Raw genomic sequence first — 12,648 nt, forward strand, 5'->3', positions numbered from 1 at the left:
TGTATCCTTCAGTAGGGACGAACACACGAGGAGGCGCGCGATGAAAGCGGCGCGATGGGCGAAACAGGACGGCACGGGCCTCGAGCATCTCGTTCTGAACGAAGCGGCGGACGCAATCGTGATCGAGAGCGCGATCGTGGGTGAAGACGAGGCGCATGCCTTCGGCCTCGTCTATCGCATCGAATGCGATGCGCGCTGGCAGGTCACGCGTCTCGCGTTGAAGCTGGCGGGCGGCGCATCGCTCGACCTGCATCGCAGAGAGGGCAACAACGGTGACGCGCATGCGTGGAGCGACGCGAACGGTGAACCACAAGACTCACTTCGCGGCTGCATCGACGTGGACATCACCGCGACGCCGTTCACCAACACACTGCCGATTCGCCGTCTGCAACTGGCGCGCGGCGAGCGCCGCGTGATTCGCGTCGTCTATGTGCGCGTGCCCGAATTGAGCGTGAGCGTGGTGGAGCAGGCGTACACGTGCATCGAGCCGAATCATCGCTACCGTTACGAAGGGCTCGACACGGGCTTCACGGCGGATATCACCGTCGACGAGAACGGCCTCGTGCTCGACTATCCCGGACTCTTCAAGCGCGTCGCGTAATAATGCGGTTCATTGCTTGCCCTGATCCGAGAAACAAATGATGAACGATACGACTTCACCCCGTCTCACGAGCCTGTCCCACGGCGGCGGCTGCGGCTGCAAGATCGCGCCCGGCGTGCTGGCCGACCTGCTCAGGCGCGCCACGCCGCTGCCTGCGTTTCCGAATCTTCTCGTCGGCAACGACACCGCCGACGATGCCGCCGTCTACAAGCTCAACGACGAGCAGGCGATCGTCGCGACGACGGACTTCTTCATGCCGATCGTCGACGATCCGTTCGACTTCGGGCGCATTGCCGCAACCAACGCGCTTTCCGACGTCTACGCGATGGGCGGCAAGCCGATTCTCGCGCTCGCGCTCGTCGGCATGCCGATCAACGTGTTGCCGCACGAGGTCATCGCGCAAGTGCTGAAGGGCGGCGAAGCGGTCTGCGCCGAAGCGGGCATTCCGGTCGCGGGCGGTCATTCGATCGATTCCGTCGAGCCGATCTACGGACTGGCCGCGCTCGGCATCGTGCATCCGTCGCGCGTGAAGCGCAACGCGGCCGCGCGCGCGGGCGACGTGCTCGTGCTCGGCAAGCCGCTCGGCGTCGGCGTGCTGTCGGCCGCGCTCAAGAAGGACAAGCTCGATGCGGCCGGCTACAAGGCGATGATCGACGCGACCACCAAGCTCAACCGCCCCGGCGCGGAACTCGCGCAACTCGACGGCGTACATGCGCTCACTGACGTCACGGGCTTCGGCCTGCTCGGTCACACGCTCGAACTCGCACGCGGCGCGCAACTTACGGCGCGGATTCGCTACGCCGACTTGCCGTGGCTGCCGCAAGTACGCGAGTTCGTGCGCGCGGGCATCTTCACGGGCGCGTCGGGTCGCAACTGGAGCGCATACGGCAATGACATCGCATTGAACATCGAAGGTGACGAGGCCCGCGCCTTGCTCACCGATCCGCAGACCTCGGGCGGACTGCTCGTGTCGTGCGCGCCGGAAGCCGTGAACGACGTGCTCGCGATCTTCCGCGCGGACGGTTTCAACGATGCGACGGTCATCGGCGAGATGGTGGATGGCGCAGCCCGCGTCGACGTGATCTGAACCAATAAAAACAAGCGCATGAAGGAAGAATCCCCTAAGGCCATTTTCTACGCGCTCGCCGCGAACTTCGGCATCGCCGTCTGCAAGTTCGGGGCGGCGGCCTTTACCGGCTCGGGCGCGATGTTCGCGGAAGCGATCCATTCGACCGCCGATTGCGGCAATCAGTTGCTGCTGCTCCTCGGTCTGAAGCGCGCGCGGGCGCCCGCGAACGCGCTGCATCCGCTGGGCTCGGGGCGCGAGATCTATTTCTATGCGCTGATCGTCGCGCTTTTGCTGTTCTTCGTCGGTGGCGCGTTTTCGGTGTACGAGGGCGCGCATCGGCTGATGCATCATGAGCCCTTGTCGAATCCGATCGTCGCGCTCGTGATTCTGGGCATTTCGGTCGTGCTCGAAGCGTTTTCGCTTGCGGGCGCGATCCGCGAGATTCGCAAGGGTGCGCCGAACAAGACCTTATGGCGATGGTTCCGTGAAACACGGGAATCGGAACTGCTCGTGGTCGCGGGCGAGGATGTCGCGGCGCTGCTCGGTCTCGCCATCGCGTTCGCCGCGGTGCTCATGACGATGCTCACCGGCAATACGGCATACGATGCCGCCGGCTCGATCGGCGTCGGCGTGCTGTTGATGATCATCGCGTTTCTCGTCGCGCGCGAAGTGAAGTCGATGATCGTCGGCGAATCCGCGAGCCCCGAAGTGCGAAAGGCCATCGATGCGCACCTGCGCGCGCGTCCCGAGATCACGCGCATCATCAGCCTCATCACGCTGCAATGGGGCAAGCATGTCGTCGTCGCGGTGCAGGCGGAGATGATCGACTACGCGAGCGGCCGCGCGATGATCGATGCGATCAATATCATCGAAGACGACCTGCAGCGTGTCTTTCCGCAAGTGCGCTGGGTGTTCTTCGAACCCGATATCGCGCGCGATCGCGGCGAGCCGGCGCTGTAAGGTCCGAACGAGGGGGAAGGGCAGGAGCGCCGCATGCTACCGGGAGAAGGGTCGTTCAGGACCGCTTCTGCCGCATCGACCGCATCGCGTTAACATACGTCATGCGCGTCGTCCGCATCGAGTCCCTGACATTTCGTGATCTTCATCCGACCCATGCGCAAATTGCTCCTTGCAGTGCTGCTCGTCCTCGTGTCGAGCGTTCTTCCGGTCTTTTCCCCATCTTCCTTCGCCGCAGCCGATCCCGCGCAGCACGCGTCGCAGCCGGGTCTCGCGCTGACGCCGCAGCAGGCGCGCGATGCGCTCTCGGTGCTCAACGATCCCGCACGCCGTTCGCAAGTCGCCGATACGCTGCGCGCCATCGCGGCGGCAGGCGCGCTGGCCGCGCCCGCGCCCGCGAGCGCGCCGCAGTCCGCGTCGGCGGCGGCTGCGGCGCCGGCATCGGGCGCGTCGAGCGTGCTCGCTCATTCGCTGACCGCCAACGGTCTCGCCTCGCAATTGTCGCGGCAAGCCGGGCACTGGCTCGTGCAGATCGGCGCGGGCCTGCGGCACTCGACCGTCGCGCTGCTCGATTTCGGCTCCGTGGCGTCGTGGTGGCGCGACCGAACGTCGAGTGACGAAGGGCGCGCGCTCATCGGCCATGTCGTGTGGACGGTGCTTGCGTCGCTGTTGCCCGCGTTGCTGCTCGAATTTCTGTGCTTGCGGCTGCTCAAGCGTCCGCGCGCGCGGATCGCGGCGCGCGGCGTCGCCGATGCCGAGGCACAGGATCCCGGCCTCGTGCGCGAACAACGCGCGGCGGAGCGCGCGGAGGACGACGCCGCGCGCAGCGGCGATGCGACCGCCATCCATCTCGCCGAGCGCAAGGCCGACAGCGCGCGCGGCCAGCGCCATGCCGCACGTCACTGGACGCTCTTGCAACGTCTGCCGAGCGCGCTCCTGTACGGCTTTCTTTCTCTGGTTCCGCTCGTCGTTTTCATCGGCGTCGTGACCTTGCTCATGTCGATCTTCATCGACGACAACACGCCCGAAGCGCGCGTCGCGGGCTCGCTCATCGACGTCTATCTGGTCTGCCGCGCGATCGTGATCGTGAGCGGTTTCTTCGTCGCGCCGCGTGCGCCCGGCCTGCGCCTCTTTCAGGTAAGCGATTTCTATGCGGCGTATCTGCATCGCTGGGTGCAGCGCATCGTGTGTATCGCGGGTGCGGGCATCGCGCTTGCCAATGCCGCCGAGCCGCTCGGCCTGTCCGGCGACGCGCGCATCGCGATCCTGAAGTTCGTGCTGCTGATCGTGCATCTGATGATCGCGTTCGTGATCTTCGAGAGCCGCACGTCGGTGGCCGAGCGTATCCGGGAACGCGCGCGGACGAATCGCTCGGTGAGGCTCGTCGGCAACTGGGTCGCCGATGTCTGGGCGGGTGTCGCGATCTTCTTCGTGATCGCGCTGTGGTTCGTGTGGGCGCTCGACGTGCAGAACGGCTACAGAACGCTCTTTCATCTGGGCGGGGTGTCGTTGCTCGTGCTCGTCGGCGCGCGCGTGCTGGCAATCGTCGCGTTCGGCGCACTCGGCCGTGTCTTTCATGACGGCGATGAGGATGACGTCACGAGCGATTCCATCGTGCGCCGCCGCGCCTATCGCTATTACCCGACGTTGCGGCGCATTGTGCAGGCGCTCATTTCCGTCGTCACGATCGTCGCGCTTCTGGAAGTCTGGCACGTCAACGTGCTGCATCTGCTCACGTCGGGCGGTGTGGGCAACCGGCTCGCATCGGCGCTCCTCACGATCGTCGTCGCGGCCGTGTTCGCCGTGCTGGTGTGGGAGGCGGCGAACATCGCCGTCGAGCAGCGGTTGGAGCAATGGACCGCGAGCGGCGAACGTCTGCGCGCCGCGCGCTTGCGCACACTCCTGCCGATGATGCGCTCCGGCCTCTTCATCGTGATCGCGATGGTCGTCGTGTTGACGGGCCTCTCCGAGATCGGCGTGAACACGGCGCCTTTACTCGCGAGCGCGAGCATCTTCGGCGTGGCGCTTGGCTTCGGCTCGCAAAAGCTCGTGCAGGATCTCATCACGGGCATCTTCCTGCTGATGGAAAACGCGATGCAGGTCGGCGACTGGGTGACGCTCGCGGGCGTGTCGGGCACGGTCGAGTATCTGTCGATCCGCACGGTGCGTCTGCGCGGCGGCGACGGCTCGCTCTACACGGTGCCGTTCAGTTCGGTGTCGACGGTGAACAACACGAATCGCGGCATCGGCAATGCAGCCGTGCGCGTGTCGATCGCGCTCGGCCAGGATGTCGATCTCGCGATTTCCACGCTGAAGGAAATCGGCGCCGCGCTGCGCGAGGACGAGGCCTTCCGCGACGGTATTCTCTCCGACTTCAGCTTCTGGGGCGTCGATGCCGTCGACGGTTCGACCGTCACACTCGCAGGTCAGATCCAGTGCCGCGACAGCGCGCGCTGGCCGGTGCAGCGCGAGTTCAACCGGCGCATTCTCAACGAGTTTACGGCGCGCGGCATCGAGATCGCGAATCCGCAGCGCAACTTTGTGATCGTCAATGGCGGCACTCAGGAAGGGAATCCAGAAGGCGTTCAAGACGCGGACGAAGCGGGCGCGGATCAGCGCGGCGAACCGTCGAAGGCCGCGCAGCATCCGACGAGCGAGGCCGCCGGCCCGGCGAACGTCGCCTCGAATGCGCCGCCGCCGCGCAGTTCGCAAAGCGGCACGTGATCCTATAATCGTTCGGCCCCGATCGCGCCCTCTGACGGGCGCGATTTTTTTTCGAAGGTCGAACGTTCACGAGGATCACGCCTGCCATGACTGCCATGAGAGTCGCCGCATCGGAATCGAAAAAGACATCGAACACGTTGCGCAGGGCGGTTGTCGCCGTCGCGATCGCCGCGGGTGCGTCGGGCCTCGCGGGATGCGCATCCGCGCCGCGCTCGTCCGATAGCGCGAGCGGCGTGCGCCCAGTCAAGGTCATGATCGTCACGATGTTCGCGCCCGAAGGCAAAGTGTGGCTCGACAAGCTCGGACCGTGGGACGCGATCAAGGTGGCGGGATTGTCGCCGGATTATCCGGACGTGCATTGCAATCGCGACGACGTGTGCGTCATCACGACCGGCATGGGCCACACCAACGCGGCCGCGTCGATGATGGCGCTCGCGTTCTCCGAGCGCCTCGACTTGCGCAACGCCTACTTTCTGGTCGCGGGCATCGCGGGCATCGATCCGGCGCAAGGCACGGTCGGCTCGGCGGCGTGGGCGAAGTATCTCGTCGATTTCGGCCCGCAATGGGAACTCGACGCGCGCGAGAAGCCCGCCCGCTGGCCCAGCGGATTCATCGGCATCAACACGAAGGGGCCGAACGAGAAACCGGCGCCCGACTATCGCACGGAAGTCTTTGCGCTCAACGCCACGCTCGCCGATACCGCCTACGCGATCTCGCGCAACGTCTCGCTCTCCGACAGCGACCAGGCCCGAGCCGCGCGCGCGAAATTCAACTACGCGCCGGCGAACCGGCCACCGCGCGTGATCCAGTGCGACACGCTCGCGGGCGATACGTGGTGGTCGGGCAAATACATCGGCGAACGGGCGCGCGCGTGGACGCGGCTTCTGACGGACGGTCGCGGCGTCTACTGCACGACGCAACAGGAAGACAACGCCACCTATGAGGCGCTCAAGCGGGCGGCGAGCGTGCAGCGGGTGGACCTGTCGCGCGTGGCGGTGCTGCGCGCCGGTTCCGATTTCGATCGTCCATACAAGGGACAGCCCGCCGTCGACAATCTGCTCAATTACGCCGCGCAGGGCGGCTTTGCACCGGCCATCGAGAATCTGTATCGGACCGGCAATCCTTTTGTACAAGAGGTTGTTACACATTGGGACGCATGGAGTAAAGGCGTCCCGCGAAGGTAAAGCGTTACGTTACAACCGGGTAAGACAGGCCGTAACACTGCCGTAACACCGGTTTGGCAATTATTACCTGATCACGCGGCAACCGGTAAAGACCGTTTAGGCCGTTATTTTTTGCGTTTTTCGTCTGATGGATCATCGCAAAAATAGCGCCTCAAGACGTCAACCGACTCCGGCAATCCCCCGTTATTGCTGGCGGCAGGCGATTATTCCGACCAAAACCCAGCTTGGCCAACCAAACGCCTCAAACATAAGATGAATAGAGCGTGAGCGGTAGAGTCGGTTGAAATGACCTGACTGAAACAATTACCGATCTAAAGTGTTGTTTGCAACAAAATATTATTGAGACCGCTTGCTTTAGATTCAGACCGTACTTAGAATCCGTTTCACAGTGGTTGTTACAAGATGTAACGCACTGAAACAAAGATTACGCAGTACGTAGCCGGGCAGAACTAGCTCGGTGAGGCACAAAAAAGATATCGGCAAAAAGCCGGCGGGAAATTCGGGGATTTACTGGAAGTTGCAACCATGAACGGTCGCGAAACGCTGGAATCAATCCGGGAAATCAACTTGTCTTACATCATGCTCGCGCAGCGTCTCTTGCGCGAGGACCGGGCCATCGGCATGTTCCGGCTCGGTCTGTCGGCGGAACTCGCCGATCTGCTCGCAGGCCTCACGCTCGCGCAGGTCGTCAAGCTCGCGTCGTCGGATAACCTGCTTTGCGCTTTCCGCTTCAACGATCACACGATGCTGTCGGCCTTGACGCAACCCGCGAAGAACGCGGACATCGCGCCGACGCACGCGGCGATCCTGCTGGCTGGCCAGCCGGCCGAACAGTTCGCTTAAGGGACGACGGAGCGAGCCATGCTGAAGAAGAGCCTCACCGAAGACGCCCAGGAAGTGTTCCGCGCAATTGCGCTGATCGAGCTCGGCGCGCGCATGCAAGTGCTGGAGAGCGAACTCACGCTCTCGCGCGATCGCATGATTCGCCTCTATCGCGAAGTGAAGGGGGTATCGCCGCCGAAGGGCATGCTGCCGTTCTCGGCCGACTGGTACATGACGTGGCTCGCCAATATCCACGCATCGCTTTTCTATAACACCTATACGTTCCTGAAGAACGAAGCTGGCTGTTCGCATCTCGATGCGTTGACCAAAGGGTATCGGCTGTACCTCGAGCACTGCACCCATAGCGGCGCCGAGGCGGTACTCGACCTTACGCGGGCCTGGACTCTTGTGCGCTTTTTCGACGCCGGCATGCTGCAGATGACACCCTGCTGCCGCTGCACCGGGAAGTTCGTCGCACACAAACATGATTTGCAGAACAACGTGGTGTGCGGGGCCTGCCAGCCGCCGTCACGCGCGGGGAAGACCAAGAAAGCGGCGGCCGCGAAACAGGCCAGTCAAGAAGCCGCGCTGGAGGTAGTGATGTCGAAGAACGAAGTGCCGGAGCATGCGGAGCACACGGCACTCGGTAACGTGGCGGCGTTGCAGCCGCAACGGGCAAGCCTGGTCGCACAGGCTGCTTAGGCGGTAGCGGCCGCTGGCCATCCTCCGGGGACTATCCGCGAGGATGGTGGATGACCGGCTTGCCGCTACCGTGTTTTACTTCTCTTTCGCTTTCCCGAATTCGTGGGCCCGGAGCCATTGGTGCGCCGGGCTCTTTTGTTTGGCCGCCAAGTAAAATGCTTCGATGGCACGCGTTCTCGAAGATATCGGCTTGGCTTCCGCACAACAGGGTTTTCTGCTGACTCGGCACTGGCGCGACACCGCGGCCGGGACGGAAGTCGATTTCTGGCTCGCCACCGATGACGGCCCGAGAAAAATCCGCATCGCGTTACAGACGAGCGTCGCGTTCATTCGCGCGGAGGATCGTGCGAAGGCCGAGCCGATCGTCGCCGGCGTGCGGGACGCCTATCTGCGTGAATTGCCGCTCAGGGATTTTCGCCAGAAGCCGGTACTCGGCCTCTACTGCCCGCACTATCGTCAGTTGCTTGCGCTCGAGAAGAACCTCAGAAGCGCCGGCGTCAATGTATTCGAAGCCGATATCCGCCCTCATGAACGCTACCTGATGGAGCGGTTCATCACGGCGCCGGTGTCGTTCGAAGGCGCCGAAGAGGTCGAAGGCGACGGCTACATTTCCAGCGAACTGAAGCCCGCGCCGGATTACCGGCCGTCGCTCAAAGTCGTGTCGCTCGATATCGAAACGAGCGCGAAAGGCGATCTCTATTCGATCGCGCTCGAAGGCTGCGGCGCGCGTCAGGTCTACATGCTCGGTCCGCCGAACGGCGTGTACGGGCCAACCGATTTCGTGCTCGATTATTGCGAAAGCCGCGCCGAGATGCTGCGCCGTTTCAACGCGTGGATCGCGGATCATGATCCGGACGCGATCATCGGCTGGAATGTGGTGCAGTTCGACCTGCGCATTCTCCAGCGACACGCCGACGACTACGGCGTGCCCCTCACGCTCGGCCGCGATGGCAGCCCGGTCGAATGGCGCGAGCATGGCATGAAGCGCAATCACTTCTTCGTGTCGATCGCAGGACGGCTCGTGATCGACGGCATCGAGGCGTTGCGCTCGGCGACGTGGAATTTTCCGTCGTTCAGCCTGGAATACGTCGCGCAGTCGCTGCTGGGCGAAGGCAAGGCGATCGACAGTCCGTACGCGCGCATGGACGAGATCGAGCGACGCTTCAAGGAAGACAAGCCCGCGCTCGCCCATTACAACCTGAGCGACTGCGAACTCGTCACGAAAGTTTTCGAGACGACCGAGCTGCTGCCGTTTCTGCTGGAGCGCGCGACCGTCACGGGCCTGCAGGCCGACCGCAGCGGCGGCTCCGTTGCGGCGTTCACGCATCTGTATATGCCGCGGATGCACCGGCTCGGCTATGTCGCGCCGAATCTCGGCGATGTGCCGGAGGAAGCGAGCCCCGGCGGCTTCGTGATGGATTCGCGCCCCGGCCTTTACGATTCCGTGCTGGTGCTCGACTACAAGAGCCTGTATCCGTCGATCATCCGCACGTTTCTGATCGATCCGGCCGGGCTCGCGCAAGGCACGGCCATGCCGGACGACGCCGACACGGTGCCGGGTTTTCGCGGCGCGCGCTTTTCCCGCGACACGCATTGCCTGCCCGCGATCGTCGCGCAAGTGTGGGAAGGGCGGGAAGCGGCGAAACGGCAGCGCAACAAGCCGCTGTCGCAGGCGCTCAAGATCATCATGAACTCGTTCTACGGCGTGCTCGGATCGAGCGGCTGCCGCTTCTTCGATCCGCGCCTCGCGTCGTCGATCACGATGCGCGGTCACGAAATCATGCATCGCACGCGCGAGCTGATCGAGGCGCGCGGATACAGCGTGATCTACGGCGATACGGATTCGACCTTCGTGTGGCTGCGGCGCGCGCGCGACGAGGACGACGCGGCGCGCATCGGCCGGGCGCTCGTCGCGCATGTGAACGAATACTGGCGCGAGCATCTGAACGACGCCTTCGGACTCGACAGCGCACTCGAACTGCAATTCGAAACGCATTTCAGGCGCTTCCTGATGCCGACGATCCGCGGCACGGAAGAGGGCAGCAAGAAGCGCTACGCGGGACTGACGATGCGCGCGGACGGCAGCGAGGAAATCATCTACAAAGGCCTCGAAACCGTGCGCACCGACTGGACGCCGCTCGCACAGCGCTTTCAGCGCGAGCTCTACATGCGCGTCTTCAAGGGCGAGGCGTATGAAGCGTATGTGCGCGATTACGTCGGGCGCACGCGGCGCGGCGAGCTGGACGAACTGCTCGTGTATCGCAAGCGACTGCGCCGCACGCTCGGCGACTATCAGCGCAACGTGCCGCCGCACGTGCGCGCCGCGCGCATCGCCGATGAACACAACGCGCGGGCCGGCCGTCCGCTGCAATATCAGAACGGCGGCTGGATCAGTTATGTGATGACGACGGCCGGTCCCGAGCCGGTCGAGGCGCGCCACGCGCCGATCGATTACGAGCACTATGTGAGCAAGCAGCTTCAGCCGGTCGCGGACGGCATCCTGCCGTTCTTGCGCGACGACTTCATCGCGCTGATGTCCGGCCAGAAAGAGCTGTTCTAGGTTAGAAGCGCACGCCGAAACCCGCCTCGATGATGTCCGCATCGCGGTCATAACGCGTGACCATCCGGTTCCACGTGACGCGCGCGAGCCAGCGATCCGTGAACCGGTAGCTCGCCGATACCGACACGAGGCCCGAGAAGCGGCCATCGCCGGTGCGGTTTTGCGGCAGGTCGTCGTTTTGGGTGATCGACAGATACGGTCCCGCGCCGACGCCGAGCGTGAGCCTGTCGTCGAAGAATGCGCGGGTCGCCCATAGCTGGGCCGCGACGCCATCGCGGCGCGACTGCGAGTGTCCGCCTTCGTGCAGATACGACGCGGTGAAATCGACGTAATGCCACAGTCCACGCCGGTACTCGATGCTTTCAGCCAGATTCGTTTCCGAGTCGGGGCTGTTCAGGATCGTCGTGCCGAGCATCACGGTGACTTCGTTGCTGGTGACGTTCGTCGTGCGCGGCACGGGACGCGCGCGCGAACCGCGTCCTTCGGGCGCGTCGAGCTGATAGCCGATGCCGAAGAGCAGCGCGGTCGTGTCGGGGCCGCCGAACGCCTGCACACGGTTCAGCTTCATCTCCGCGATCCAGCGGTTATCGAAGTAATACGCTGCGCGCAGCGTGAACATGCCGCCCCAGCCGTGCGTGTTCGAATAGTCTCCGCCGGCCTGCGCCTGGCTCGTATCGAAATAGCGATACGGCCCCGCACCCGCCGACAATTCCAGCCGGTCATTCCAGAGCGGCACGCGCCCCCAGATCTGGAAGGCTTGCCCGTCACGATGATGGTCGGGAATATGGCCTTCGTTCAGCCAGGAAAAACTCCAGGCCGCATAGCGCCCGAGCCCTTCACGATAGCTGGCTTCCCAGGAATAGGTGTTGTGGCCGTTGCTCCTGAGCGGGCCGGCGAGCAAGGAGAACTCCTGAGCGTGAGCCGTGCTGGTCGCGATGGCGAGTGCCGCGCACGCGATCAGCCAGGCGGCGGCGGTCTTGCAACTGCGTTCATTGCTGGCGGTTGTCATCGGCGAGGTCGGATTCGGGAGGGTCCGGCATCTTTCGTATAGGCCTGTTCGAGCAGGATACCGATTTAAGAGAGTTCGTGCAGAAATCGGAGTCGTTCTTATCCAGTCGAGCGTGACGGAAAACGTTTGCGCGTCTGCGGCGCCGTCGCCCCCGACCGACATTCGCTCGGCCTACGTTCGCAGCCACTCACACGCGGGGTTACGTCTTTCGTTCAGCTTGCGTAGATTGATTCCATCCCGGCAATGAATTCAGCAAGCGAGGTCAGCGGTGGACTCCACTCCAATCGAATATCGAGGCTGTGAGCTTTCGGTCATCATCCGGCACGTGTCCGGCGAATTCCTGGCGACGCTGCTGATAGAGCGGCCCGGCGGCGTGCGGCGCGCGATCGGGCCGCTTCGCGCGTTTCCGACGGCGCAGGCCGCCGCAAATTTCGCCATCGAGTGCGGCAAGGCGGAGCTCGACGGCCGTCCGACGGCGCGGGAGCCGCGCGTCGCGGTGCCGGGTTGAAAAAGCGTTGAGCGCGGGCGTCGCCCGCGTGCGGCTTGGCTGGGACCGCGCGCGCCGCTTTTGACACGGAGCACTTCGTTCATTCCATGCCGTCATGTTCAGGCGTCGAACTCTTTCGCTGTTGATACTCACGACGATGCTTCCGGCCTGCGCGACGCCGATGAAAGAAACGTGCGCGACGGGCGAGTTGCACGTCGCAAATGAGCTCATCTATTTCGGAACCGCAAAGCCGACGGACCTCGTCACGCCCGAACAATTCGACGACTTCCTGCGCACCGACGTCACGCCGCGCTTCCCGCAAGGCTTCACGACATGGCGCGCGAGCGGTCAATGGCGCGCGGCGGATGGCTCGATGGTGCACGAATCGACCTGGGTGTTGAGCCTCGCCCATCCGGACGACAAAGCGAGCAATGAGGCCATCGGCGAAATTCGCGAGCTCTATCGCGCACGCTTCGAGCAGGAATCGACGCTGCGCCTGCGACATATGGCGTGTGCCTCTTTTTAGAAATCGT

General features: G+C 63.8%; 11 protein-coding genes. 10 read left to right on the forward strand and 1 reads right to left on the reverse strand.

The window, feature by feature from the left end:
• Positions 1-40: 40 nt before the first annotated feature.
• The 8 genes from NCT32_RS17240 to NCT32_RS17275 all read left to right on the forward strand — a co-directional run bounded on the left by NCT32_RS17240 (position 41) and on the right by NCT32_RS17275 (position 10,619).
• Positions 41-601, forward strand: a complete 561-nt coding sequence (locus tag NCT32_RS17240; RefSeq protein WP_061115824.1) for a putative glycolipid-binding domain-containing protein — start codon at positions 41-43, stop codon at positions 599-601.
• 40 nt (positions 602-641) lie between these two features.
• Entirely contained in the window at positions 642-1,688 is a 1,047-nt protein-coding gene (gene selD, locus NCT32_RS17245) for a selenide, water dikinase SelD (protein WP_061116090.1), read from the forward strand.
• Between the two features lie 18 nt (positions 1,689-1,706).
• Positions 1,707-2,630, forward strand: coding sequence for a cation diffusion facilitator family transporter (locus tag NCT32_RS17250; RefSeq protein WP_061115823.1), 924 nt, complete (start codon positions 1,707-1,709; stop codon positions 2,628-2,630).
• A 153-nt stretch (positions 2,631-2,783) separates the two neighbouring features.
• Positions 2,784-5,351 carry a mechanosensitive ion channel domain-containing protein gene (locus tag NCT32_RS17255; protein ID WP_061115822.1) on the forward strand — a complete coding sequence of 856 codons (2,568 nt, stop codon included), beginning with the start codon at positions 2,784-2,786 and terminating at the stop codon, positions 5,349-5,351.
• Between the two features lie 95 nt (positions 5,352-5,446).
• Entirely contained in the window at positions 5,447-6,535 is a 1,089-nt protein-coding gene (locus NCT32_RS17260; protein WP_061116089.1) for a purine nucleoside permease, read from the forward strand.
• A 525-nt stretch (positions 6,536-7,060) separates the two neighbouring features.
• Positions 7,061-7,378 (forward strand): flagellar transcriptional regulator FlhD, encoded by a 318-nt coding sequence (gene flhD / locus NCT32_RS17265; RefSeq protein WP_061115821.1) that lies wholly within the window; start codon positions 7,061-7,063, stop codon positions 7,376-7,378.
• Between the two features lie 18 nt (positions 7,379-7,396).
• A complete protein-coding gene (gene flhC, locus NCT32_RS17270) occupies positions 7,397-8,059 on the forward strand; it encodes a flagellar transcriptional regulator FlhC (protein WP_061115820.1) in 663 nt (220 codons plus the stop codon).
• Between the two features lie 163 nt (positions 8,060-8,222).
• Positions 8,223-10,619: a DNA polymerase II gene (locus NCT32_RS17275; RefSeq protein ID WP_250477418.1), complete on the forward strand. Its 2,397-nt coding sequence runs from the start codon at positions 8,223-8,225 to the stop codon at positions 10,617-10,619.
• 1 nt (position 10,620) lies between these two features.
• Here NCT32_RS17275 and NCT32_RS17280 read toward each other — a convergent pair whose 3' ends face one another.
• Positions 10,621-11,628, reverse strand: a complete 1,008-nt coding sequence (locus NCT32_RS17280) for a hypothetical protein (RefSeq protein ID WP_061115819.1) — start codon at positions 11,626-11,628, stop codon at positions 10,621-10,623.
• A gap of 268 nt (positions 11,629-11,896) precedes the next feature.
• On the opposite strand from NCT32_RS17280, the gene NCT32_RS17285 reads away from it, so the two are divergent.
• Positions 11,897-12,136, forward strand: coding sequence for a hypothetical protein (locus NCT32_RS17285; RefSeq protein WP_061115818.1), 240 nt, complete (start codon positions 11,897-11,899; stop codon positions 12,134-12,136).
• Between the two features lie 160 nt (positions 12,137-12,296).
• Positions 12,297-12,641: a DUF3574 domain-containing protein gene (locus tag NCT32_RS17290; protein WP_250477419.1), complete on the forward strand. Its 345-nt coding sequence runs from the start codon at positions 12,297-12,299 to the stop codon at positions 12,639-12,641.
• Positions 12,642-12,648 lie beyond the last annotated feature (7 nt).

The organism is Caballeronia sp. INML2 (assembly GCF_023631365.1).
Taxonomy (GTDB): Bacteria; Pseudomonadota; Gammaproteobacteria; order Burkholderiales; family Burkholderiaceae; genus Caballeronia; species Caballeronia turbans.